The sequence below is a fragment of the Yokenella regensburgei ATCC 49455 genome (assembly GCF_000735455.1).
GTDB classification, from domain to species: domain Bacteria; phylum Pseudomonadota; class Gammaproteobacteria; order Enterobacterales; family Enterobacteriaceae; genus Yokenella; species Yokenella regensburgei.
This window is the reverse complement of record NZ_JMPS01000067.1, coordinates 46,784-72,671: the sequence shown is the minus strand read 5'-3', so window position 1 is coordinate 72,671 and position 25,888 is coordinate 46,784. Positions and strand designations below refer to the sequence as shown.

General features: G+C 56.2%; 19 protein-coding genes, 2 tRNA genes and 1 pseudogene. 12 read left to right on the top strand and 10 right to left on the bottom strand.

Annotated elements, in window-relative coordinates; genetic code table 11:
* Positions 1–30: 30 nt before the first annotated feature.
* A pseudogene (locus GYRE_RS16050) lies at positions 31–707 on the bottom strand (fimbrial biogenesis chaperone).
* A gap of 54 nt (positions 708–761) precedes the next feature.
* The gene (locus GYRE_RS16045; RefSeq protein WP_373896534.1) at positions 762–1,295 is read right to left on the bottom strand and encodes a fimbrial protein; all 534 of its coding nucleotides are present in this window, start codon (positions 1,293–1,295) and stop codon (positions 762–764) included.
* Between the two features lie 419 nt (positions 1,296–1,714).
* On the opposite strand from GYRE_RS16045, the gene GYRE_RS16040 reads away from it, so the two are divergent.
* The 6 genes from GYRE_RS16040 (at position 1,715) to GYRE_RS16015 (ending at position 10,440) form a co-directional block, all read left to right on the top strand.
* Positions 1,715–2,344 carry a winged helix-turn-helix transcriptional regulator gene (locus GYRE_RS16040; protein ID WP_038256600.1) on the top strand — a complete coding sequence of 210 codons (630 nt, stop codon included), beginning with the start codon at positions 1,715–1,717 and terminating at the stop codon, positions 2,342–2,344.
* An 87-nt stretch (positions 2,345–2,431) separates the two neighbouring features.
* Complete coding sequence (locus GYRE_RS16035) at positions 2,432–3,064, top strand: winged helix-turn-helix transcriptional regulator (protein WP_038256598.1); 633 nt, start codon at positions 2,432–2,434, stop codon at positions 3,062–3,064.
* Positions 3,065–3,251: 187 nt separating this feature from the next.
* Positions 3,252–4,376, top strand: a complete 1,125-nt coding sequence (iroB, locus tag GYRE_RS16030; RefSeq protein WP_038256595.1) for a salmochelin biosynthesis C-glycosyltransferase IroB — start codon at positions 3,252–3,254, stop codon at positions 4,374–4,376.
* 62 nt (positions 4,377–4,438) lie between these two features.
* Positions 4,439–8,101, top strand: coding sequence for a salmochelin/enterobactin export ABC transporter IroC (gene iroC / locus GYRE_RS16025; RefSeq protein ID WP_038256592.1), 3,663 nt, complete (start codon positions 4,439–4,441; stop codon positions 8,099–8,101).
* 113 nt (positions 8,102–8,214) lie between these two features.
* Positions 8,215–9,459: an alpha/beta hydrolase-fold protein gene (locus GYRE_RS16020; RefSeq protein ID WP_038256589.1), complete on the top strand. Its 1,245-nt coding sequence runs from the start codon at positions 8,215–8,217 to the stop codon at positions 9,457–9,459.
* Between the two features lie 33 nt (positions 9,460–9,492).
* The gene (locus GYRE_RS16015) at positions 9,493–10,440 is read left to right on the top strand and encodes an alpha/beta hydrolase (protein ID WP_038256582.1); all 948 of its coding nucleotides are present in this window, start codon (positions 9,493–9,495) and stop codon (positions 10,438–10,440) included.
* Positions 10,441–10,483: 43 nt separating this feature from the next.
* On the opposite strand, the gene GYRE_RS16010 is transcribed toward GYRE_RS16015, so the two are convergent.
* The 4 genes from GYRE_RS16010 to GYRE_RS15995 all read right to left on the bottom strand — a co-directional run bounded on the left by GYRE_RS16010 (position 10,484) and on the right by GYRE_RS15995 (position 16,234).
* On the bottom strand, positions 10,484–12,658 hold the full coding sequence (locus GYRE_RS16010) for a TonB-dependent siderophore receptor (protein WP_276329943.1): 2,175 nt from the start codon (positions 12,656–12,658) through the stop codon (positions 10,484–10,486).
* A 184-nt stretch (positions 12,659–12,842) separates the two neighbouring features.
* Positions 12,843–12,918 (bottom strand) — tRNA-Asn (locus tag GYRE_RS16005).
* Positions 12,919–13,050: 132 nt separating this feature from the next.
* A complete protein-coding gene (locus tag GYRE_RS16000; protein ID WP_006820696.1) occupies positions 13,051–14,436 on the bottom strand; it encodes an APC family permease in 1,386 nt (461 codons plus the stop codon).
* 379 nt (positions 14,437–14,815) lie between these two features.
* Positions 14,816–16,234, bottom strand: coding sequence for a glutamine synthetase family protein (locus GYRE_RS15995; protein WP_006820698.1), 1,419 nt, complete (start codon positions 16,232–16,234; stop codon positions 14,816–14,818).
* A gap of 212 nt (positions 16,235–16,446) precedes the next feature.
* Here GYRE_RS15995 and puuD point away from each other — a divergent pair, with 212 nt between their 5' ends.
* The 4 genes from puuD to GYRE_RS15975 all read left to right on the top strand — a co-directional run bounded on the left by puuD (position 16,447) and on the right by GYRE_RS15975 (position 20,690).
* A complete protein-coding gene (gene puuD, locus GYRE_RS15990) occupies positions 16,447–17,211 on the top strand; it encodes a gamma-glutamyl-gamma-aminobutyrate hydrolase (protein ID WP_038256683.1) in 765 nt (254 codons plus the stop codon).
* A 26-nt stretch (positions 17,212–17,237) separates the two neighbouring features.
* Entirely contained in the window at positions 17,238–17,795 is a 558-nt protein-coding gene (puuR, locus tag GYRE_RS15985) for an HTH-type transcriptional regulator PuuR (protein ID WP_006820700.1), read from the top strand.
* 124 nt (positions 17,796–17,919) lie between these two features.
* Positions 17,920–19,413, top strand: coding sequence for an aldehyde dehydrogenase PuuC (gene puuC / locus GYRE_RS15980; protein WP_038256577.1), 1,494 nt, complete (start codon positions 17,920–17,922; stop codon positions 19,411–19,413).
* Positions 19,410–20,690 carry an NAD(P)/FAD-dependent oxidoreductase gene (locus tag GYRE_RS15975; protein WP_038256574.1) on the top strand — a complete coding sequence of 427 codons (1,281 nt, stop codon included), beginning with the start codon at positions 19,410–19,412 and terminating at the stop codon, positions 20,688–20,690. Before puuC ends, GYRE_RS15975 begins: the two co-directional genes overlap by 4 nt.
* A 90-nt stretch (positions 20,691–20,780) precedes the next feature.
* On the opposite strand, the gene GYRE_RS15970 is transcribed toward GYRE_RS15975, so the two are convergent.
* Positions 20,781–22,202 carry an EmmdR/YeeO family multidrug/toxin efflux MATE transporter gene (locus GYRE_RS15970; RefSeq protein ID WP_038256572.1) on the bottom strand — a complete coding sequence of 474 codons (1,422 nt, stop codon included), beginning with the start codon at positions 22,200–22,202 and terminating at the stop codon, positions 20,781–20,783.
* Positions 22,203–22,228: 26 nt separating this feature from the next.
* Positions 22,229–22,390 carry a DUF5951 family protein gene (locus GYRE_RS25320; protein ID WP_220124640.1) on the bottom strand — a complete coding sequence of 54 codons (162 nt, stop codon included), beginning with the start codon at positions 22,388–22,390 and terminating at the stop codon, positions 22,229–22,231.
* 6 nt (positions 22,391–22,396) lie between these two features.
* Here GYRE_RS25320 and GYRE_RS15965 point away from each other — a divergent pair.
* Positions 22,397–22,472, top strand: a tRNA-Asn gene (locus tag GYRE_RS15965).
* Between the two features lie 59 nt (positions 22,473–22,531).
* Here GYRE_RS15965 and GYRE_RS15960 read toward each other — a convergent pair.
* Positions 22,532–23,716 carry a hypothetical protein gene (locus tag GYRE_RS15960; RefSeq protein WP_038256569.1) on the bottom strand — a complete coding sequence of 395 codons (1,185 nt, stop codon included), beginning with the start codon at positions 23,714–23,716 and terminating at the stop codon, positions 22,532–22,534.
* A gap of 20 nt (positions 23,717–23,736) precedes the next feature.
* On the bottom strand, positions 23,737–24,675 hold the full coding sequence (gene ldtA / locus GYRE_RS15955; RefSeq protein ID WP_071777546.1) for a L,D-transpeptidase: 939 nt from the start codon (positions 24,673–24,675) through the stop codon (positions 23,737–23,739).
* A gap of 391 nt (positions 24,676–25,066) precedes the next feature.
* Here ldtA and GYRE_RS15950 point away from each other — a divergent pair, with 391 nt between their 5' ends.
* Complete coding sequence (locus GYRE_RS15950; protein WP_038256565.1) at positions 25,067–25,888, top strand: DUF4145 domain-containing protein; 822 nt, start codon at positions 25,067–25,069, stop codon at positions 25,886–25,888.

The following is a 25,888-nucleotide window of genomic DNA, read 5'->3' as shown; positions in this document are numbered from 1 at the left end:
TATTTCAGCTATCGTCTGTGGCGCGACTATTTACAACCGGGCAGCATGCACTTCTCCTATTCCGCCATAGTCATTAATAATTTTAAACGCCAGCTGTGATGATGTATTCCCGGTTGGCAAAGTGAACATAGCGGTTGAGCCAGGCGCAACATAGGTCGCCTCCTCCAGTTTTATCTCGCCGACTTTAATTTCATTGAAGTTGATATAATACGGCGTTGGGTTATGTACCTGCACATGAGCGCCACTTCTGTTCCATATTAACTTCCCGGCCTGTTCCTCTGGCCCTGAACCGGCTAACGCCTGCGGTCGATAAATCAGTTTAATTCTGGTTTTTACGGCCACCTGCAGGGTGTTATCACGGGGTGTAACAGAGGGAATTGACTTAATATTTAGCCAGAACAATGATTCCTTCTCCTGCGATAACCTCCCCACCAGAACAATACGCATCATATTCTGCTGGCCTTTATCAAGCCGATACAGCGGCGGTGTAATAATAAATGGGGGTTTGCTTCCTCCCGGTGCTAACGCTTCAACCCAAGATTGAATTAAATAGGGTAACGCGTCCGGATTGGTGATGCTTAACGATGTCTCTTTTTATCGCCGGTATAAACCACGCGGGTTCCACCGATAATCACACCCGCTTTGGCCTGGGAAAATGCAGATGTTATTAACAGCGCCCCTACCATCACACCAGTGAAAAACTTCATGTGCTTGTCCAGTTAAAAGGGCCGAAGACCGGCCCCGCTTATCGCTTAGCCAACTTAGTTATAGTTGACCGTAAAATTAGCTACCGCGTTCGCCGTTCCCGCTGACACGCTGGCGGCTGTCGATTTATACGCCGCATAGAAATCAAGATTGTTATCCGCTGTCGTCACCAGCGGATAGCTGTAGCTGTTGACCTGATTAAGGCCGAGCAGCGATTTATCTGCGGTCATCAATTTAATCGCTACCCCGCCTGCGGCGGCAGAGCCTGAGGTAATGGCTAACAGATCGCTATTGTTTGAATCATTGGCACCATCAAATTTCACCTGTGCTGATGTCACGGTAGATGGGCAGTTGATTAATTTAATGGTGAATTTTGTTGAGTCAGACTCATCACCTGTATTCTGAAAAGCCGTACGCGCGACACGCCCCAGGTCAACGGTCATGGTATTATTGCTACCAATATCAACCGTACAGGCCTGATCGATAATTTCTCCTGTAAAGTTAACCGTACCATCGGCCGCGTTTGCATTTACCGCGGTCAGTACCGCGCCGGTTGCCAAAGCAACCAGTACCATCTTTTTGTTAATCATATTATTTCCTTGATTATATTTTTATATTTTCCTGCAGGAATGACGTATTTATCCTCGTGTCAGAAAAAACAGTTCCCTGCAGCATTCCAGTGCTACATCATTAAGATTGTAATAACCACGATAATATCAGAGAAAACAACATCCTTACCTTGCACTATAAGGTGCCAGTCATTACCGCCACATAAAGCGTTATCGAAGCACATCAACAATCAGTATTTTTTCTACTTAGATAAATATTGATATAGATACACTCATTATCTCAAGTTATTTTTCGGTGTAATTTTACACCACGCCTGATATTCACTCGAAGAAGACAACTGGCAGATAATTCATCTATCGGAGAACACACCTGTTTCTGATTCCATTGCAGTGTTGGAGTATATTTGGATGCCAGAAATAAAAAACCAATCAAAACAAGTATGTATAACGCATCAATCTGTAAACCTGATCAACATATAGAAAACCTGATCTATCACCTCTCCCCGGAGGCTAACATAATTGAAACAAAAATAAGGCAAAAAATTAACTATTCAAATGATGGAGCGCGCAAATGTTATTTGCTTCTTGAAGGGAGTATTGCACTTTGTCGTACCCGAGATAGCTTTATGATGAACTCAGAATCGGCGCCCTATGTGTTTGGCTTAAGCAACCAACTCTCTGTGAGTGACTATCTGCATATGCAGACGCTGGAACCTTCACGCATCGCGTGTCTTTCACTCTCAGCGGCCAATACCATTATTGCCGAGAAAGACTTGTGGGAAAGTTTAGCCCACCTGCTCATTTACACTGCCGGGCGCGTCTATGAGCATTGCACTCGTATTTCTGCGCCATCGTCTTACGCCATTATTCGCTCTCAGCTGTATGAACTGATGCAGGAGTCAGAGGAGCTTCGCAGCAGTATTACGGCCGCTAATTATATTCAGTCGCGAACTTTTCTTTCCCGCAGCAGCATTATGAAAATCCTTGCTGAATTAAAAAAAGGAAGCTATATCACTACCGAGCGAGGACTCCTTTTGCAGATTAAGCAGGGCATCCCGCTGAAATACTAGCCTGCGGGCGCTAGGGGTTCCCGGATTGCCCCCGAAGGCAGGTTTGTCGCAGATGAAACCCCATTGGCTTGCAGGTCGTAGCCCGTCATGACAACACGCGAACGCCATATTGATGTCAAAGCCCTTTCACCGCACCTGCAGCGTCTGCTCAGTATATTGACTCGCGACGAAGACTACCGAACGGTGCCAAAAGGCAGCAAACTGTTTTTCCGCCAACAAGGGGTTGCTACCTGCCATTTCATACGCCAGGGTTCAGTTTTGCTTGCACGTCGCGACGATGCCTTTTCGCTTGGGATCCTCTCCGCCCCGATAGCGTTAGGCTTCACGCTTCCTCTGAGCGAACATATCTATCTTCACACCCTGGCCCAATGCGAAATCGCATCATTGCCGTACAACACAGTGATGGCGCTGATTGAAGAGCAGAAAGCCTGGGATCTGATAGCCCGCCATATTATGTTTATCACGAATAAGCTATTTATTTATAACGAGATGCTGACGGCTCCCACCAGTTTCGAAATTCTGCGCTATCAGCTGTTGATGCTTATTCAGGAGCCAGATAGCGTCCGCGAGAACACCTCGGTGTATCGATATATTCTCGATCGTACAAGACTCTCGCGCAGCAGCATTATGAAGATGCTGTCCGAGCTTAAAAAAGGAAATTACATCAAACTGGAGAATGGTAAATTGCTTTCCATTCATCACTTGCCCAATCGATTTTAATAAGTCCTCCCGGCTAAGCCGCCACCACAGAGCCCAGGCGGCTCTGAGTCCTGATCCGACCTTCATTATCCCCCTCTGACGTTCCATTAAGTTCTTACTAATCGTTGCAATTAGTAAATGATATTGGTAATTATTATCATTCTCATTGGTGATTTACCTGGTTCGAGACGTGGAGAGGGATTTTCTCATGCGTATTCTGTTTGTAGGCCCACCGTTGTATGGGCTGCTGTATCCGGTGCTGTCTCTGGCACAGGCTTTTCGTGTGAATGGTCACGAAGTCCTGATTGCCAGCGGCGGGAAATTCGCACAAAAAGCGGCAGAGGCAGGGCTTGTGGTGTTTGATGCCGCGCCAGGCTTCGATTCAGAAGCCGACTATCGCCGCCGGGAAGCATTGCGGAAGGAAAGTAACATCGGAACCAAAATGGGGAATTTCTCGTTCTTTAGCGAAGAGATGGCCGACCAGCTGGTGGAGTTTGCCGGGCACTGGCGTCCCGACCTCATTGTCTACCCTCCCCTTGGGGTTGTCGGGCCGCTGATTGCCGCGAAGTACGGCATTCCGGTAGTGATGCAAACCGTCGGCTTCGGCCACACGCCCTGGCACATCAAAGGGGTCACAAAATCGCTCTCTGATGCCTATCGCCGCCACGGGGTCAGCACCCCGCCGCAGGATCTGGCGTGGATAGATGTCACCCCGCCGAGCATGAGCATACTGCAAAACGACGGCGAGCCGGTCATTTCGATGCAATACGTCCCCTATAACGGCGGTGCCGTCTGGGAATCATGGTGGGAGCGCACGCCGGGCCGCAAGCGTCTGCTGGTAAGCCTCGGCACCGTTAAACCGATGGTCGATGGTCTGGATCTCATCTCCTGGGTGATGGATTCCGCCAGCGAGGTCGACGCCGAAATCATCCTGCACCTCTCGGCAAACGCCCGGTCGGATTTACGCTCCCTGCCCCCGAACGTTCGTCTGGTCGACTGGATCCCGATGGGGGCCTTCCTCAACGGTGCCGACGGTTTTATTCACCACGGTGGCGCCGGGAACACCCTGACGGCGCTGCATGCCGGTATTCCACAAATCGTCTTTGGCGAGGGCGCCGACAGGCCGGTGAACGCCCGCGCCGTGGTCGAGCGCGGGTGCGGCATCATCCCCGGCGACGGCGGGCTGACGAGCGGCATGATCAACAACTTCCTGAACGATCGATCGCTTCGCGACGCATCGCTGGAGGTGGCGGCGGAAATGGCCGCGCAGCCGTGCCCGACCGAGGTGGCGAAACGTCTTATCGCCGCGCTGCAAAAAGGCTCATCGCAGTAGTTAAGTCACGCGATGGCGGCCGCGGCCGTCGTCGCCAATCGTTCAAAAATGAAGGAGGCGTAATGCCTGCGACTCACTCCCCCATGCCCGCTCGCGCCTGGATAGTTCGCCTTGCCCGCGTGTGTTGGGAACGCAAAAAACTGAGCACCATTGTCATTGTGGCATCGGTATCAACCATTCTGCTGGCCGCCCTGACGCCGCTGCTGACGCGTCAGGCGGTCAACGATGCCATGGCCGGCGATCCGACGCGCCTGCCGTGGCTCGCCTGCGGCCTGCTGCTGATTGCCCTGTTTGATTTTATCGGTAACTACGTGCGCCGCGGCTATGCCGGAGAGCTGTCGCTGTGGGTGCAGCACACGCTACGCAGCCGCGCGTTCGACAGTATTCAGAAGCTCGATGGCGCGGGCCAGGACGCACTGCGCACCGGGCAGGTTATATCGCGGACCAACAGCGATCTGCAGCAGGTACACACCCTGCTACAGATGTCCCCGGTGCCGCTTGCGGTGTTCACCTATTACATCGCCGGGATAGCGGTGATGCTGTGGATGTCGCCGTCGATGACCCTCATCGTCGTCGGCGTGCTGGCAGCCCTTGCCGTCACCGCCCTGCGCGCCCGCCGTCGCGTGTTCGCACAAACCGGGCTTGCCTCAGACCGGCTGGCGCAGATGACAGAGCATATGCGTGAGGTGCTGGAACAAATCTCGGTGGTGAAGTCCTGCGTGGCGGAGCTGCGCGAAACGCGCTGGCTCGACCGCCAGTCGCGGCAGATGGTGCGCGTGCGCATCGGCGCGGCGATTTCGCAGGCGATGCCGGGCGCAACGATGCTGGCGCTGCCGGTGCTGGGGCAGATAGTCCTGCTGTGCTACGGCGGCTGGTCGGTGATGAACGGGCGTATCGATCTCGGGACCTTCGTTGCTTTTGCCAGCTTCCTCGCCATGCTGACCGGCCCGACCCGCGTGCTGGCCTCGTTCCTGGTGATCGCCCAGCGCACCCAGGCGTCGGTGGAGCGGGTCTTCGCGCTTATCGACACCCGTTCGCTGATGGAAGACGGTACGGAGCCGGTCGACGGCCAGGTTATCGGCCTGGAGGTGGAGAAGATGAGCTTCCACTATGGCAGCGGACGCCGCATCCTTGATGATGTCTCGTTTTCCATTCACGCGGGTGAAACCGTGGCGGTGGTGGGTGCCTCTGGATCCGGGAAATCGACGCTGTTGATGCTGCTCGCGCGGTTTTACGATCCCAGCGCCGGCGGGGTATGGCTTAACACCACCGGCGGGCAGCAAAATATTCGCGACCTGCAGCTGACGGCGCTCCGCCGCCGGGTCGGCGTGGTGTTTGAAGATGCCTTTCTGTTTGCCGGGACGGTGGCGGAAAACATCGCCTACGGGCACCCGCAGGCAAGCCAGGACGATATCCGCCGCGCCGCCGATGCCGCAGGTGCCAGCGGGTTTATCAACGCGCTGCCGCAGGGGTTCAACACCCGGCTTACCGAACGCGGGACCAACCTTTCCGGGGGGCAACGCCAGCGTATTGCGCTGGCCCGGGCGCTGATCACCACGCCGGAAGTGCTCATTCTCGATGACACCACGTCGGCGGTCGATGCCGGTACCGAAGCGGAGATCAACACCGCCCTTGGGCGCTATGCCGATGCTCAACATATGCTGCTGGTGATTGCCCGCCGCCGCTCTACGCTGCAGCTTGCCAGCCGGATTGTGGTGCTGGATAAAGGCCGGGTGGTGGATAGCGGCACCCAGGCTGAACTGGAGGCGCGCTGCCCGGCGTTCCGCGCGCTGATGAGCGGCAGCAGCGATTTTCTCGAACCCACGTCGGCGGAACCGCGCGAACTGTGGCCAGCATCCAGTGCTTCACACACTGAAGACCCGGATGCGCGCCAGACGCCTGCCGGCAAGGGCTTTGTCGACCGGATGACCCGCGTGCCGGAAAGCGCCGTTGAGATGGCGCTTTCTGGTAAAGGACGGCGCGTTTCGTCGCTGCTGACGCCGGTTGCCTGGATGTTCATCATCGCTGCGCTGCTTATTGCGCTCGACTCTGCGGCGGGCGTTGGTGTGCTGGTGCTTTTACAGCGCGGCATCGACTCCGGCGTCGCCGCCGGGGATATGGCAACCATCGGCATTTGCGCCCTGCTCGCCCTGTGCCTGGTGGTCATTAGCTGGTGCTGTTATGCGCTACAGACGGTCTTCGCCGCCCGTGCGGCAGAGTCGGTGCAGCATACGGTGCGCCTGCGCAGCTTCGGACACCTGCTGCGCCTGGGTCTGCCCTGGCACGAAAAGCACGTCGATTCACGCCTGACCCGCATGACCGTCGACGTCGACTCCCTCGCCCGCTTTTTACAAAACGGCCTTGCCGGAGCGGCCACCAGCATCGTGACGATGGTGGCTATCGCCGCCGCCATGTTCTGGCTCGATCCGGTCCTTGCGCTTACCGCGCTCAGCGCCGTGCCGGTGGTGGTGCTGGCAACGTGGATCTATCGCCGCCTCAGCTCCCCGGCCTACGCACAGGCGCGCCTTGAGATTGGTAAGGTCAACAGCACGCTGCAGGAGAAAGTTTCCGGCCTGCGGGTAGTGCAGTCTCATGGTCAGCAGGAACAAGAGGCTGCCAGGCTGCGGGCGTTGTCCGATAAATTCCGCGCCACCCGCGTGCGGGCGCAGAAATACCTGGCCGTCTACTTCCCGTTCCTCACCTTCTGCACCGAGGCCGCCTATGCTGCCGTACTTCTGGTGGGGGCGTCCCGGGTCGCCGAAGGTGAGATGACCGCCGGGGTGCTGGCGGCGTTCTTCCTGCTGCTGGGGCAGTTCTATGGCCCGGTGCAGCAGCTGTCGGGCATTGTTGACTCCTGGCAGCAGGCGACCGCCAGCGGCAAACATATTAATGAACTGCTGGCGACGGAAGGTGCGGAAAATGTCGAACCCTCCTCCGCCGCTCCGGCCAGCGGCGCGCTGCACCTCGAGGCGCTGACCTTCCGCTACCCTGAAAGCCAGCAGCCCGCGCTCGATAATCTGTCGCTCACCATCCCTGAAGGAACGGTGGTCGCCGTGGTCGGGCGCAGCGGGGCCGGTAAATCGACGCTTATCAAGCTGCTGGCGGGGCTCTACTCCCCCACCGGTGGGCAAATCCGCGTCGGCAAACGGGTGATTGATGCGGCGTCGCTTACCGATTACCGCCGCCAGACGGGGCTGGTCTCCCAGGATGTGGCGCTGTTCAGCAGCGATATTGCGGAAAACATCCGCTATGCGCGGCCCGCCAGCAGCGACACGGAGGTGGAAACCGCGGCGCGGCAGGCCGGATTGTTTGAGACCGTACAGCATCTGCCGCAGGGTTTCCGCACCCCGGTGAGTAACGGCGGTGCTTCGCTGTCCGCCGGTCAGCGTCAGCTGATTGCCCTTGCCCGCGCTCAGCTGGCCCAGGCGCACGTGCTGCTGCTCGACGAAGCCACCGCCCGACTTGACCGCACGACAGAAGAGCGGCTAATGACCTCGCTGACTGAAGTGGCGCACAATGAGAAACGCACCGCGCTTATCGTCGCCCACCGGCTGACGACCGCCCGCCGCTGCGATCGCATTGCCGTGATCGACAACGGGCGACTCGCCGAATACGGTAGTCATGACGAATTAATGGCCGCGGGTGGCCTGTACGCCCGTCTGTGGCAGGACAGCGTCGGCACAGCCAGCCACGCCCAGGATACGCAAGGAGAGCTCGTGGGATAGTTTTCATCAGCATCACTGACGATTAACAAAGCCCGCAGGCGGCTGTTCCCCCGAACAGCCGCTTTAGCTATTTATACTGATGACCAAATGATGAATGAGATGGAATGCCGATAATGAGACTGAGCCCGCCCGTAGCAGCCGCTGCGCTTCAGACCGCCGCGCGCCTTCGCCGACAGCTTGCGGCCGGAACCCCGATTGACGCCACGCGTTTCTGGCAGGAGGCGCAGTCGCTTGCGCTACCGCTGGTGAGCACGATGGACGGCATGGATGACGAGCGGGAAGTCACCTTCCTGTGGCGCGCCGCTCACCCACTGCAGGGGGTGTACCTGCGCCTCAATCGCGTCACCGATAAAGACAGCCTGGCAAAAGGCATGATGCAGCCACTCCCCGGAACGGATATCTGGCACCTGACGCTGCGCTTACCCGCCTCCTACTGCGGCTCCTACACGATGGTGGAAATCCCACCGGGCACCGACGAAGACACGGTTTCTCAACTGGGAACCCGCTTTGCCACCCTGGCCGGACGGGCAGATCCGCTAAACCACACGCCGGGAATGAACGTCCGCGGCGATAAGCTGGAGTCGGTGCTGGCACTGGATAACGCCCCCGCGCAGGATGAGTGGGCGGGCAGCCACGCCAGCCGCGGGCAACTTTTTACCTCAGAACACCGGCTCGCCGGGCAATTACGCCAGGTACGGCTGTACCTTCCCGCAGTTCCCGCCTCGCAGCCGCTGGGGTTACTGGTGCTGACGGATGGCGAAATCTGGTTCGGGAGCGTTGGCGTAAGCGCCGCCATCGATGCCGCTATCGCGCACGGGCGCATTCCGCCGCTGGCGGCAATCGGCATCGATAACCTCGATGAACGTGAGCGCACTGCAATACTCGGCGGCCGTCGCGAACTGGTGTGCGATATCGCCGACCGGTTACTGCCGGCCATTCGTGCCGAACACCCGGAACGCCAGTGGGCGGGTCGTTCGCAGACGGTGCTCGCCGGACAAAGCCTGGGCGGCGTGACCGCGCTGATGGCCGCCCGCCATGCGCCGGAGAGCTTTGGCCTGGTGCTGAGCCACTCGCCGTCGATGTGGTGGACGCCGGACAGCCGCAGCCGACCGGGCCACTTTGCCGCGAGCGATGTCTCCTGGGTGAGCGAACATGTGCTTTCCGCCCCCTCGCCGGCCGTGCGAACCCACCTGTGCGTCGGATCGCTGGAAGGCTCCACCGTCCCGCAGGTGCAGCAGCTGCATGAACAACTGCTTGCCGCCGGGGTGGAAAGCCACTGCAGCGTCTATACCGGCGGCCACGATTATGCGTGGTGGCGCGGCGCGCTGATTGACGGTCTGAGCCTGCTGAATCAATAAAAACATCACCTGCGAACAAGGAAAAATTATCCGATGTCTGGTCGTGAGCAACACCCTAAGCGCCACCGCATGGCGTTATTTACCGCGAGTTTTTGCTTCGCACTCGGCTATAGCGCGCCGGGTTTTGCGAAGCCGGATATGCAGCCATTAGGGCCGAATATCGCCGATAAAGGCTCTGAATATTACCATTTCAGGGTCAATGACTTTGATTCTGCCGATGGCGCAAGACACTACCGGGTATGGACCGCCGTCCCCAGGAAAGCTGCGCCAGCGTCGGGGTACCCGGTTCTGTATATGCTGGACGGTAATGCGGTGATGGACCGCCTGCCGGAAACGCTACTCAAACAGTTATCCGGGGACTCGCCGCCGGTGATTGTGGCGGTGGGCTATCAGACCAGCCTGCCGTTCGATCTCAACGGCAGAGCCTATGACTACACGCCGGTGCTCGGGACGGTGAGCGCAGGCAATGCAAACACCCCTCGCTTTCAACGTAAAACCGGCGGCGGGCCTGAATTCCGCCAGCTACTGGAAACCCGCATCGCCCCGCAGGTAGAGCAAGGTGTACGTATCAACCCCGAACGGCGCGGGATCTGGGGGCACTCCTACGGCGGTCTGTTTGTCCTCGGATCGTGGTTATCGTCATCGTTCTTTCATCAGTACTACAGCGCCAGCCCGTCGCTCAGCAGGGATAATTTTGCCCTGTTAAACCGCCTTACGACGGTCAACCCGGCGCAGTACTGCCATAAGAATCTGATAATTATAGAAGGCTCGGCCTCAACCGGAGACAGCAGACAAAATCAGATGGTCGAGATCCTGCAAAAAGTCCACGCCACCGTCACCACCCTTGAGGGCAAGGGCGTTAACACCTCGTACGTGGATTACCCGGGACTCGGTCACGGGCCAATGTTTAACGTCTCTTTCCAGCGTGCGCTGCTCGATATCAGCCGCGAACCGGCGACTCAAAAAGCCGCCTGTCTTTAATTCTGCTCCAGGAAAGATGCCCGCCACCGGCGGGCATCAGCCATCAGAACGACGCCGTCACCCCGGCATAATAAGCCCGGCCCGGTTCGTTATAGGTATTTGCCCCTTCGGTGGAGCGATAGATCTGTTTATCGAAGATATTACTGATACCCACGTTAAGACGCAGGTTCTTATTAATATCGTAATTCACGTTGGTGCCCACCAGCGAATACGCATCTAACTCTTTGCCGGAAAGCCCCCCGGTATCTTCGCTACGCGATTCCGCATGAGTACGTGGTTTTTGTTTGCCGTACAGCGTCCAGTTGACGCCAGCGGAAAGCGCGCTGGTGATATTCCAGTCGAGAGAGGTATTCACCGTATATTTCGGAATGATGGATAACGGGTTCCCGGTGTCCTTTTGCTCGGAGGTTATCATGTAGGTGGCGTTGGTATTCCAGCTCAGACGATCCTCCACCAGCGGAATGGCCATGCTGGCTTCAAGCCCTTCAATCAGCGCTTTCCCGCCGTTCTGCCACTGCAGGATATAAGCCCCGGAGGAGGTTTTACCAATAACGTTGTCACCGGCGACAATCTTATTCTGATAGTCGTTGCGGAAATAGGTCAGGCTGGCGTGGTAATCGTCTACGGCTAATTCCAGTCCGATCTCTTTGTTGATACTGATTTCCGGATCGAGGTTTTTATTGCCGAGAAGGTAGCAGCCACCCGACGTGATATCTTTCGGGCATCCGTTGCCTTTTGAGAAGAGCAGATACCCCTCGCTGGTCTGATACAGGTTCGGCGCTTTAAAGGCCCGGGCGATCCCCGCCTTCACTTTGACGTATTCCCCCAGCTCCTGAGACAGGTTGAGGCTCGGGCTGAAGTTGCCGCCGGATTCGCTCAGATAATCAAAGCGCAGGCCCGGAATAATGTTGCTCCCGGCAACGGGCTCGATGTTGTCTTCAACGTACAGCGCGCTGATTTCCGACTTATTCTTGCTGCTACGATTGGCCGCCGAGCCGGAGATCCCGCCGATGTTATTCTCCTTCACCGTCAGGCCCGTCGAGGACGGATCGTCGAGCTCATCGCGGTTCCACTCGGCGCCGACGGTGAGCGTTTGCTCGAACAGCAGCCTCATCGGGAAATTCAGCTCACCGCTGGTGCGATACGAGGTCAGGCGGTTGGTGGTGAACTGCTGGTCGTTGGTAATGCGCCCCTCGCCGCCGCCGGAAAGCCCCTCGTCCATGCGGGTATTGTTCGTTTTTTCATAGTAGAACCCCAGGCGGCTCTGGCCCCAGTCCCAGATCCCGTTATGGGTAAGACCATAATTCTGCCGATACAGACGGTTGGTTTCCTGCCCGGACTGCGCCAGATTTTTGGTCACCGCGCTGGAGGAACTGTTCTGCGTATCACCCGCGTAGATATTTCCCTGCCGACTGTATCCCGCTTCAAAATCGAGGATCTGCTGCGGGGTCATTTTCCATGAAAAGACGCCGTTAATATCTTTGTTGGTCACCCCTTCCCGCCCGGCGGCGTTTTTGCTTCCGGCGGAGGAGTTGATGTCCCAACTGTCGGCGTCGGTTCTGTTCAGGTTACCGTACAGGCGCATCGTCAGCGCATCGCCGGCCAGCGGGCCGCTGAGGCTGAAGTTCCCGCGTCGGGTATCGCCCTCTTTGCTGTTTTCCGGCTGGTTGGTGTAAAGCGACAGCGAGCCGTGCCAGTCGTTGGTCGGGCGTTTGGTGATGATATTCACCACCCCGCCTGCGGCACCAGAGCCGTAGCGCGCGGCGGCAGGCCCGCGGATAACTTCAATGCGTTCCACCTGCTCGGGCGGCACCCAGTTGGTGTCACCGCGGGTGTCACGCTCGCCACGCCAGCTGTAGCGTACCGAGTTGCGCGACGTGACCGGCACGCCGTCAATCAGCACTAAGGTGTTTTCTGGCCCCATGCCACGAATATCAATCTGGCGGTTATTACCGCGCGTGCCCGAGGCGCTGTTGCCGGTGAGGTTAACCCCCGGCATCTTGCGAATGATCTCAGAGAGATCGTTGACCGGCGGGTTCTTTTCAATATCTTCGCGAGTAATAATCGAAACGCCTGGCTGTTGTTTTAATACTTGCTCGGCGGTGGATTCAACTACCATGGTTTCGCTGCTGTCGTCGGAGGATTTCGCCACGGAAAGCGGGCTATTCAGCCCTACCAGTACCGCAGTTATTGGCCAGAGGATCTTGTTAACTCTCATACCCATTCCCTAAAAAATGCCTAACGTTAAGCTGTTGTCGTTAAGCCCACATCCTTGCCAGATTGTTTTTATATAATAATAATTGTTATTTGCTAATGATAATTAATATCATTTGAAATGGGAAGGGGTAATTCCTGGAAAGCAAAAAGCCCGCTTAAGTTTCCTTAAGCGGGCTTCTTAAATATGGCTCCTCTGACTGGACTCGAACCAGTGACATACGGATTAACAGTCCGCCGTTCTACCGACTGAACTACAGAGGAATCGTGTGAACGGGGCGCATATTATCGACGCGCCCCCGGCTTGTCAAAGCCTGTTTTCACATTTTCTGTCGTTTGCCGCTTTATTCTCCACAATGCACAATTATTGGCAAAATGTGGTGAAAATCCCGACGCTTACGACTCCCAGGCCTGCTCCGCTTTCGTGCGATCGAACTGCGGCGGCGGCTTACGGAAGCGCTGAGTCAACCAGCCAAGGTAGACAATCCCGACACCGGCCCACACGAGGCCAAGGGTCAGCGACGTCACTTCGAGGTTAATCCACAGCACCGCGACGGTAGCAGCACCGATAAGCGGCAGTACAAAGTAGTGCAGCTTATCAAGCCAGGTCTTGTTACGCCCTTCACGACGCCAGAAGTGGTTGAACACCGACAGGTTCACGAAGGTAAACGCCACCAGCGCACCGAAGTTAATCAGCGCCGTTGCGGTCACCAGATCGAAGAACAGCGCCGACAGTGCCACAATCCCGACCATAATCACGTTCAGCGCCGGGGTGCGCCACTTCGGATGCACGTAGCCGAAGTACTTCTCCGGGAAGACGTTATCACGCCCCATCACGTACAGCAGACGCGAGACGCTGGCGTGCGACGCCAGGCCCGAGGCCAGCGTGTTGACGAAGGTGGTACACAGGAAGATAGACTGGAACAGCTTCCCGCCGACGTACAGAGCAATCTCCGGCAGCGCGGCATCAGGATCTTTAAAGCGGCTGATGTCCGGGAAGAACAGCTGCATAAAGAACGAAGCGGCGATGAAGATAAGCCCACCGTACAGCGCGGTCAGGAAAATCGCCTTCGGGATAGTCCGTGCGGCATCCGGCGTCTCTTCCGAGAGCGTCGTTACCGCATCAAAGCCGAGGAACGAGAAGCAGACTATCGTCGCCCCGGTGATGATGGGGATGAGATGCGCGTTCTGGCTGATAAACGGCTGCAGCGACCACACGGTGCCGACGCCCTCACCTTTATGCAGGCCATCCACCACCAGATAGATAAACACCACGATAATCGCGACCTGCACCAACACAAACAGCGCGTTGAAGTTGGCCACCAGGTTAACGCTTTTCAGGTTCGCGGCGGTCAGAATGGCCACAAAACCCACGACCCAGACCCACGGCGGAACGCCCGGGAACAGCGCGGAGAGATAGATTTTTGCCAACAGGACGTTAATCATCGGCAGGAACAGATAATCCAGCAGCGACGACCAGCCGACCATAAAGCCTACGTGGGGGTTGATTGCTTTTTGTGCATAGGTGTAGGCAGAACCCGCCTGCGGGAACTGACGCACCAGCTTGCCGTAGCTGATAGCGGTAAATAACACGCCCGCCAGTGCCAGCAAGTAAGAAGCCGGAACGTGACCATTGCTCACGCCGGAAACAATACCGAAAGTATCAAACACCGTCATCGGGGTCAGATAGGCGAGGCCCATCACCACCACCTGCCAGAGTTTTAACGATTTTCGCAGCTGCGGTTTTCCCGCCTGCTCGTTGAGGGAGAGATTAGACGCCATGACGCGACCCCCCTTTGCCACTACTGATTTGCGTTCGGAACTTCCTGGTCGCAAACCTGCTTAGCAAAGGGGTTAATCGCATAATGTCAGAAGAAGGGGTAGATTCACGTTCACAGAGAGGCCAGCAGCCTCCCCCGCGCAGGCTCGCGCCCTCGCCATGTGGGTATTTAAACATCTGCATCATCTCATTTCCTCGTCACAAAATCGTCGTTATTCTGAAGACCCGCTGCCGCCTGCGCTCCATTACGCGACATACGGGAAATGGCAGGAAATCCTGCAAAGTGTGACCGTCTGGCTCCGCGCAGACGGTATGATGCCAATACACGTTACTACTGTGCCCGTTTCCGGGCCGGAAAAAACCGGAGGGACGGGTCCGGCATCAAGCGTTCTTCAACATCCACTCAATCTCAGTGTCAGTAATAAGACGCTCGAACTGGATCAGTTCATCGTTCTTACACGCGTGGTACACGTGGCAGAAGCGCTCACCTAACAGCTTGCGCAGCGCATCGTTCTCAGCAAACTCCCACAGCGCATCGCTCTGGCGGATAGGGAACGGCAGCCCTTCCTGCTCCAGACCGTTGCCTTCCACCTCTTCCTGCAACGGCAAATCGTTATCCAGACCATGTAAAATGCCCGCAAGAATAGTCGCCATCACCAGGTATGGGTTGGCATCTGCACCTGCAACACGGTATTCAACACGATGGTTATCACGATCGCCGCACGGGATGCGTAACGCGACGGTGCGGTTATTGTGGCCCCACGACGCCTGCGTTGGCACGTACATGCCAGGCTGGAAACGACGGTAAGAATTTACGTTGGGCGCTAACAGTGCCATAGATGAGGGCATCAGGTCTATCATTCCTGCAAGCGCGCGCTTCAGAGTGGTCGAATCTTCGCCATCGTCCTCTGCCAGCACGTTCTGGCCCTTATTATTCAGCACACTAATATGAATGTGCATACCGCTGCCGGCGTGCTCTTCATAAGGCTTCGCCATAAAGGTGGCGTGCATCTTGTGCTTCTCTGCCACCAGGCGCACCAGGCGTTTCAGCGCCAGCGCATCGTCACAGGCTTCGAGGACGTTATCGGTATGATGCAGGTTGATTTCGAACTGGCCCGGAGAGGCTTCCGCCACCGCGCCGTCGGCCGGGATCAGCTGCAGCTGCGCCAAATCGTCGATATCCGTTAAGACATCCGCGAAATGGTTCAGGTTATCGACGGAGTACACCTGGCTCTGGGTATTACGATCTTCAGTTCCCGGGGCGCACGGCGGCTGCAGATAGCCTTCGGAGTCACGCTGCCGGTCCAGTAAATAGAACTCCAGCTCTACCGCTACCACGGGGTTCAGCCCGCGCTGGCGTAGCTGCTGCCAGAGTCGGTTCAGAACGTTACGCGGCTCAACGTCAAAGGGAGCGCCATCTTCATCCAGCATGGTCAGCAGCATCTGACCGACAAATTCCGGGTCTGCCGCCGAAGGCGTTAACGTACCAAGCACCGGCACGCAGGTCAGATCCGGCTCGCCGAGCTCCTGGCCGAGGCCCGCTTCTTCTACTACGTTACCGAGAATATCCATCGCAAAGACGGAAGCCGGGAAGTAACAACCTTTCTCAATCTTGCGCAGGCTGTTTACCGGAATGCGTTTGCCGCGGAAGCAACCGTTCAGGTCAGTTAACAGAACATCGACATACTGCGTTTGCGGATAGCGTTCCAGATAGTGCTTCACTTCGCGGGCAAACGCGCTACTTCGCCTCTCTTCTGAATGCTGAACAAAGTTCTCTACTTCTACGATATTGGTTTCCATGATTCACCGCCGTTGCTATGAGGTACAGTCACTGGGTCGGACCGTTAAATATAATGTCCACTCTTCGACTTTGTATGCAAACAAATTGTTTGTCAAATGTTAAATGTAGTTTGCAAACAAGTTATCTCGCTGCTAGATTGATAAAATATTGAACGGAAACGGGCCACATGGAAGAGTTTGGCAATAATTTATTCCAGTATGTGAGGGCGATCATGGGTAATATATTTGACAGGCCGTTAATTGGCGTAGTGATGTGCAGGAACAGTATAAAGGGTCATTGGACCCAGACCGTGCAAGAGAAGTACCTGAATGCAGTATTGAACGCCGGTGGCCTGCCCATCGCCCTGCCCCACGCGCTGGCCGAGCCAGAACTTCTTAACACCCTTCTGCCAAAACTCGACGGCATTTTCCTGCCGGGAAGCCCCAGCAATATGCAGCCGCACCACTATGGTGAAAACGGCGATGAGCCTGACGCCGATCCCGGGCGTGATGAACTAAGCCTGGCGCTAATCAACGCCGCGCTTGAAAGGCGCATCCCCCTTTTCGCCATCTGCCGGGGATTGCAGGAATTGGTTGTCGCCACCGGCGGGACTCTGTATCGTCGCCTGTGCGAACACCCTCAGTTCCTGGAACATCGTGAAGATGCCGAGTTACCGGTGGAGCAGCAGTATGCGCCATCGCACGAAGTTCAGGTGCAGGAAGGAGGATTGCTTTCGAAGCTTATACCCGGTTGCAACACGTTTTGGGTGAACTCTTTACATGGCCAGGGCGCCAGAACGCTCGGGCCGCTGCTGCGTGTTGAAGCGCGCGCGCAGGATGGCCTGGTGGAGGCGGTCAGCGTCCACGATCATCCGTATGCGCTCGGTGTGCAGTGGCATCCGGAGTGGAACAGTAGCGAATACGCCCTGTCGCGTTTGTTGCTTGAAGGATTTATCACCGCCTGTCAGCACTACATCGCTGAAAAAAAGCGACTCTGACAACTTACTGTTAAGGAAATAGAAATATGAGCGATGACGGCCTGGCTCCGGGGAAACGACTGGCAGAGATTCGACAACAACTGGGTCTTTCTCAGCGTCGCGCAGCCGAACTGTCTGGATTAACACACAGTGCAATCAGCACCATAGAACAAGATAAGGTCAGCCCGGCAATCAGTTCTCTACAAAAATTACTGAAAGTATACGGGTTATCGCTCTCTGAGTTCTTTGCCGAACCGGAAAAACCCGACGAGCCGCAGGTGGTCATTAATGAAGACGACCTGATTGAAATCGGCAGCCAGGGTGTATCCATGAGGCTGATTCACAACGGAAATCCTAATCGCACACTGGCGATGATCCTCGAGACTTACCAGCCTGGCACCACGACCGGCGAGCGGATCAAACACCAGGGTGAGGAGATTGGCACAATACTGGAAGGTGAAGTGGTACTGACGATTAACGGTCAAACGTATCACTTAGTTGCAGGACAAAGTTATGCCATTAACACCGGCATTCCGCATAGTTTCAGCAACACCTCGGCAGGCATCTGCCGCATCATCAGCGCCCACACTCCCACCACGTTCTGATTTTTTTGGCCTGAATTTCTCAGGCCGCTTTTAACACAGGCTGCCACAGGAAATAACTCCTGCGGCACTCTGCGGCCAAATTTCGCCGAAACAAAAACGTATCCGATTGAATTACGAGGTTTTTATGGATTTTCACTCTCTGAACTACTGGCAGGAAAAAGTGAATAACCTGGTCCCGGAAAGCCGCTTATTTATTAACGGCGAATACTGTGAGGCCCAGGATAACAGCACTTTTGCCACCCTCGACCCGGCCGCTCAGCGCCCGATCTCCGCCATTGCCCGCGGCAAGCAGGAAGACGTCAACATCGCCGTGCGCGGTGCCCGCGAGGTCTTTGAAAACGGCGACTGGTCGCAGGCCTCCCCGGCAAAACGTAAAGCGGTGCTGAACAAGCTCGCGGATTTGATGGAGCAGCATCACGAGGAGCTGGCGCTACTGGAAACGCTCGACACCGGTAAGCCAATTCGCCATAGCCTGCGTGATGATATTCCCGGCGCGACCCGCGCTATCCGCTGGTATGCCGAAGCCATTGATAAAGTGTATGGCGAAGTGGCGTCCACCTCAGATAACGAACTGGCGATGATCGTCCGCGAGCCGATTGGCGTGGTGGCGGCCGTCGTACCGTGGAACTTCCCGCTGCTGCTGGCCTGCTGGAAGCTTGGCCCGGCGCTTGCGGCCGGTAACAGCGTGATTTTAAAACCCTCGGAGAAATCGCCGCTGACCGCGCTGCGCCTGGCGGGGCTGGCGAAAGAAGCCGGACTGCCGGACGGCGTGCTGAACGTTATCAGCGGCTACGGTCACGAGGCCGGGCAGGCGCTTTCTCAGCACCCGGACGTTGACGTTATCACCTTCACCGGCTCTACCCGCACCGGCAAACAGCTGCTGCGCGACGCCGGCGACAGCAACTTAAAACGCGTCTGGCTCGAAGCCGGTGGGAAGAGCGCCAGCGTCATTTTCGCCGACTGCCCGGATTTAGAAAAAGCCGCCGCCACCACCGCCGCCGGGATCTTCTACAACCAGGGCCAGGTGTGCATTGCCGGTACGCGCCTGCTGCTTGAAGAAAGCATCGCCGACCGCTTCCTCGCGCTGTTAAAAGAGCAGGCGAAAAACTGGCAGCCGGGCAACCCGCTCGACCCGTCCTGCACCATGGGCACGCTGATTGATAACGCCCACGCCGACTCGGTGCAGAGTTTTATCCGCGACGGGGAATCGAACAACACCCTGTTCCTCGATGGACGCAGCAACAAGCATCCTGCGGCTATCGGCCCGACCATTTTTGTCGACGTGGATCCCACTTCGCACATCGCCCGCGACGAAATCTTCGGCCCGGTGCTGGTGGTTAACCGCTTCACCAGCGAAGAAGAAGCCCTGCGAATGGCCAACGACAGCGACTACGGCCTGGGCGCCGCGGTGTGGACCAGCTCGCTCAACCGCGCGCACCGCATGAGCCGCCGTCTGAAAGCCGGTTCCGTATTTGTGAACAACTACAACGACGGGGATATGACCGTGCCGTTCGGCGGTTACAAGCAAAGCGGCAACGGCCGCGATAAATCCCTGCATGCCCTTGAGAAGTTTAGTGAACTGAAAACCATCTGGATTGCCCTGGAGCCTTCATCATGACCGAACATACCACAAGCTATTACGCCGCCAGCGCCAACAAGTACGCGCCGTTTGACACGCTGACGGAATCCATCACCTGCGACGTGTGCGTGGTGGGCGGCGGCTATACCGGCCTCTCTTCCGCTCTGCACCTGGCAGAGCTCGGTTATGACGTGGTGGTTCTGGAATCAGCCCGTATCGGCTTCGGTGCCAGCGGACGCAACGGCGGCCAGCTGGTGAACTCCTACAGCCGTGACATCGACGTGATTGAGAACAGCTACGGTCCGGAAGCCGCCAAAATGCTCGGCAGCATGATGTTCGAAGGCGGCGAGATCATCCGCGAACGCATCAAGCGCTACCAGATCGACTGCGACTACCGCCCGGGCGGCCTGTTCGTGGCGCTGAACCACAAGCAGTTGGCAACGCTTGAAGAGCAAAAAGAGAACTGGGAGCGTTACGGTAACACCCAACTGGAAATGCTGGACGCCGATGCCATCGCCAAAGAAGTGAGCAGCGACCGCTACGTTGGCGCCCTGCTCGACCACAGCGGCGGCCATATTCACCCGCTGAACCTGGCGATTGGTGAAGCCGATGCTATCCGCCTTAACGGGGGCCGCGTGTATGAGCAGTCTCCGGTAACCAAAATTCAGCACACCAGCCCGGCGGTAGTCAGCACTGAGAAAGGTCAGGTGACCGCGCGCTACGTGATCGTGGCCGGTAACGCCTACCTGGGTGACAAAGTGGAGCCGGAGCTGGCGAAACGCAGCATGCCGTGCGGCACGCAGGTGGTCACCACCGAACCGCTGTCGGCGGAGGTCGCTAAATCGCTCATTCCGAACAACTACTGCGTGGAAGACTGCAACTATCTGCTGGATTACTACCGCCTGACCGGCGACAACCGTCTGCTGTACGGCGGCGGCGTGGTGTACGGCGCACGCGATCCGGATGACGTTGAGCGCCTGATCATGCCAAAACTGCTCAAAACTTTCCCGCAGCTGAAGGGTGTGAAGATTGACTACCGCTGGACCGGCAACTTCCTGCTGACCCTGTCGCGCATGCCGCAGTTTGGTCGTCTGGCGAACAACATTTATTACATGCAGGGTTACAGCGGCCACGGCGTCACCTGTACGCACCTTGCTGGCCGTCTGGTTTCAGAAGCATTACGCGGTGATGCGGAGCGTTTCGACTCCTTCGCTAAACTGCCGCACTACCCGTTCCCTGGCGGGCGCAACCTGCGCATTCCGTTCACCGCCATGGGTGCCGCGTACTACAGTCTCCGCGATCGCCTTGGGGTTTGATGGGCATGCCCATCGCTCGCATCCTTCGACACTGAAGAATGACGATTAATACCCACGCACAGGGGAGGATCCCCTCCTGTGCGTTTTTTTCTAGCTGGATTTCACTTTTGGATATTTCCACAGCCAGCGCCCGCTGACCATCCGCCAGTAGAACAGCGCCCCGCGCACCGCCCAGTCGAGGAACATCCCGAGCCATACGCCGACGACACCCATGCCGAGCCAGATCCCGAGCACATAGCCCGCCACCACCCGACAGCCCCACATGCTGAACATTGAGACCCACATCGCAAAACGTGCATCTCGTGCCCCTTTAAGCCCGGCAGGCAGCACCCAGGAGGCCGCCCAGACAGGCATAAACGCCGCGTTCAGCCACAGCAGCACCTTCGCCACCTCTTTGACCTCCGGTTCGTGGGTGTAGAAGGAGGCGAACAGCCCGGCGAGCGGCGCGGTGCCCCACGCAATGGCGGTAAGGCCGATGGTTGAGAGCCAGAACACGTGGCGCAGCTGGCGCTCGGCCTGGGCTATCTGCCCTTTTCCCAGCCGTCTGCCGGTGATAATGGTGGAAGCCGAGCCGAGGGCGTTCCCCGGCAGGTTAATCAGCGAGGCCACCGAGAAGGCAATAAAGTTACCCGCGATAACGTCGGTCCCCATGCCGGCAACGAACATCTGCGTCAGCAGCTTACCGCTGTTAAACAGCACCGACTCAATACTTGCCGGAATACCGATCCCCATCACTTCCCAGATAACCGCCAGATTCAGCGGCTTCAGGTAACTTTTCAGCGGTATTCGCAGCGCCTTCACCCCGCGCATCAGCACCCCCACGATGATGATGGCGCCGATCCAGCGCGAGATAGTCAGCCCCAGCCCCGCGCCGGCGAACCCCAGCCCGTGCCAGGAGAAGATACCGTAGATAAGGATGCTGCTGATGATGATGTTGAGGATGTTCATCCCGCCGTTAATCAGCAGCGGGATTTTGGTATTACCCGCCCCGCGCAGCGCGCCGCTGCCGATAAGCGCTATCGCCGCCGCCGGGTAGCTGAGCACGGTGAGTTCCAGATAGGTCAGCGCCAGCGCCTTCACCGGTGGCGTGGCGGCCCCGGCGATAAAATCGATAATCTCACGACCAAAATAGTGCACCACCGCCGCCAGCACGGTGGAGAATATCGCCATGATCACCAGCGACTGCCGCGCCGCCGAGCGGGCGCGCTTTTTATCGAGCCTACCGAGGCTGAAGGCGACCACCACCGTGGTGCCGAGATCGATGGCGGCAAAGAACGCCATTATCACCATGTTGAAGCTGTCTGCCAGCCCCACCCCCGCCATGGATTCCGCGCCCAGCCAGCTGACGAGGAAGGTACTCAGTACCCCCATTAACAGCACGCAGGTGTTTTCGAGGAAAATGGGCACCGCCAGAGGGGTGATTTCACGCCAGAAGAGAACCCGATAACTTTTGCGTTTTTTGAACCAGGGCGTGCGCACGACGGCCTGGCGAACTGCTGCGGTGACGTTCAAGGTGAACCTTAGTGAGAAAGTTGAAACTACATTTCAAATAATGACGGAGGATCCCGAAAGCTGCAAAAGGTTTTTGTGATAAAAAGTGCTGCAAATGACGACAAATTGTAGACAGAAGAAGCAGTTGAACATAAACGCGGGAATTGGGGTTTGACAAAGTTTTTTTCGCCGCTAAGATATGCCTCCACAACGATTCCTCTGTAGTTCAGTCGGTAGAACGGCGGACTGTTAATCCGTATGTCACTGGTTCGAGTCCAGTCAGAGGAGCCATATTTAAGAAGCCCGCTTAAGGAAACTTAAGCGGGCTTTTTGTTTTTCGCCCAAACGCATCAGCATGGGAACGGGATAACGCTCTGAATATGCTGGTCAATCACCGAGCCCGGGAAGGTCTGGTTTTCATAGGGCGTGGTGCAGTTAGCTTTTTGCGCCAGCGCCAGCAGCGCCTCTTTGTCTGTTTCACTTAATCCATCCCACCAGCTCAACGGGAAGTAGACGTTCTCGTTCCAGGCAAAAACCGCCCAGCTCAGGATATCCATGATTTCACGATGGCTGCGGCTGAATAATTGCTCAAGAAAACGGACCACAATATGCTGCTCGGGCAGGCAGGCGACAATCCACGCCGCTTTCCCCTCATACATTACGGTGGAAATCGCAAAATGCTCTACATGTTGAGTCGCTTCCCCACCCTGAATAAGCTGCCCGTCTAACGAATAAAATGGTGAGAAGGTGCCGCTCACAGCCAGCTTCGGCGGGCCGTTAAACGTCACCAGCCATCCCAGCAGCTTCCCCTGCGGATCTGCGGAGATCTGTTCAAAACGCTGCTTGATGGTGCCGATAAATTCCAGGCCAAGGCGCAGTTGCGCCTGTGAGTTTCTGATTTCTGCCTGCATCATCAGCTGCCACGGTAGTGGCAGACCATTGTCGGCAAAATCCCGCTGTGCCTTCGTGCCCTCAATGGCGGCCATTTTTTGATAGTGCTCATGGCACACGGCGCGATACGAAGAGGCCCACAGGCATTCAGCATTTAAAACAACCGGCCGTTTCTCCAGGCATTCAAAAAGATCGTTGTCATGTTTGCGACAGAAACCATAAAACACGGAGGCGATGTTCGTCACCCCACGCTTAAGATTGACGTCTGACACCTCTCCCACCTGCTGATACAAGCTGCCGACATGGCCCTCTTCAGCCATCGCCTCCAGTACGGCACTTTTCTGGATGGTATGCGCCCCAACGATGTTTTTCGTCTCACAGTTAGCGCTGTCGTAAGTCGCGCTGCAGAACTTCTTGCGCTTAAAAATGCCCACCCGCACGCCAACCTGGTGCCCCACGCTCACCGGGCGGGCGTCCTGTCGCTTCCAGTGACAGCTGGACACCGTTTTTTCGCTCCCACACCAGCACGGATCGTCTTCCTGCATACGTCTGATTGCGAAAACCTGGTTCACAAAATCGATTCTTTGCTGCCGGTCTTCAATATATCCGAGGACTTCCCTTATTGATTTTTCTAAATCCTGCACCGTTCTCGCTCCTGCTGGTTTCAGAACTGCCCGGCTTTTACCGAGCCGGTGTTAATCGGCACCGGCATACCGGAACGACGCGTCAGCGTAGCGCTCACCACGCTTGCATCCACGCCCGCCCCTTCGGTGGCGTTACGCAGCTGCGTGGTCATCGGCAGCGGAACTTTGCGGTCAGATTCGAACTCGGCGCGGTTACGCGACAGCGGCTCGTGCACTTCGAGCCAGCGCTGTCCATCCGGTTCAAGGGTGGTTTTCACTGGCTGATCGATAAACTGCACACGCGTACCGACCGGCACGTTATCGAACAGATATTTGATATCGTCTTTCCGCAGGCGGATACAGCCCTGGCTCACCCTCAGGCCGATACCAAAGTTGGCATTGGTACCGTGAATGGCATACAGCTTGCCGATGTAAATGGCGTACAGCCCCATCGGGTTATCTTCCCCTGGCGGTACGAACGCGGGCAGGGTTCTCCCCTCGCGGGCGTACTCTTTGCGGGTGTTCGCCGTCGGTGTCCAGGCCGGAGCCTCCTGTTTGCGCTCCACGTGAGTTACCCAGTTACGCGGCGTTTCCCGCCCGGCCTGACCGATACCAATCGGCAGAACCTGCACCGTGTTGCTCCCTTCCGGATAGTAGTAAAGGCGCATCTCCGCAACGTTAATCACAATGCCCTGGCGCGCGGTATCCGGCAAAATCAGCTGCTGCGGAATGGTCAGCTGCGTTCCGGCACGCGGCAGGAACGGATCCACGCCGGGGTTGGCTTCAGTCATATTGCTGAACCCCTGATCGTACTGAGCAGCAAAATACTCCAGCGGCCGGGTGTTCCCTTCCGGTACGGTGATAACAAACGATTTACCGACCAGACGGCTCCCTTCCGGCGGCAGAGGATAGGTAACCGCCAGTGCGCTGTGGGTCACGGCGGCCAGCACGAAGGCCAGCGAGGTTAAACGAATCATCATTTCCCTGTTCTCGAACATGATTAAGATACGTTAAATATAACGCGCCAGCGCGGATTTTGTGAGGAAAGTCTAAGAATTTGAGGGGGAAATGCCTGGTAGATTGGGGCATTGGTGTAGGACTCGTTTCGGCAGTTATGAGCGAGGAGCGGAAGTCAGTCCAAATTAGCCAAAAAATGACTACTAAAGCAGTGGAAATTCAAAATGTGCGATCGATATCTGATGACATCCTACTAGATTTACTTGAATACACCTTTTTTAGATAGTTTTGTCGCACAAAGTCCCCTGATTGTGTCCCGCACTCGACCATCGACTCACCTGAAGGGGGCAACCCCTCAGTTTGGATGTGGTAAACTCATTCGCGACCATTCATAGAGGAATCAGCGAGAAAGAAATGGATAAGTTTTCATTTGGTAAACCTTTCAAACTTAATGACTACGTTGTATACCCGTGCCCAGGTTGCGGAAGAAGCAGCCTGAAACTCGATAAAGAAACATTTAACGCAAGGATGACCGGTGAATCACATAGCATTATTGAATTTCTCGGCTTTGAAACAGAATTGATTAAAGAGGTTTTTACATCGGTTCTGGTTTGCGAAAATCATGAATGTGAGGAAGTTGTTGTCTGCTCTGGCACAGGTCATGTTGAGATGGATATTGCCGTAAATGAACGCGGCGAGCAGATACAGGAATACTTTAGCTATTACACACCCAAAGTATTCATACCAACACTACAGTATATAGATATCCCCACAGAATGCCCATCAGAAGTATGTGAGAATTTACAAGAGGCATTTTCACTGACACTACTTTCGCCTGGGTCAGCAGCAAACAAGGTAAGAGCGGCGATAGAAAACCTTTTGTCTGAATACAATATTCCAAAATACAAACTAGTTAAGCCGAAAGGTAAGGCCAAGCGCGAGCGGCGCCTCATATCTCTGCACGAACGAATTGCCTTAGCTGCACATAGAAAGAAAATATTTGAAAAGTTAAATGGGCTTTTATTTGCCGTTAAATGGCTGGGTAATGAAGGGAGTCACGCAACATCAGGTTTAACTCAAAGTGATCTCTTTGATGCGTACCGGTTGACTGAGCACATTCTCAACGCGCTCTATCCATCAGGTGTAGACCTTCAGAAAAGGGCGCGGGAAATAGTAAAAAACAAAGGCGTGAAAAAGCAAAAAAAGAAGTTTTCCCGAACATCAACTGTTCAATGA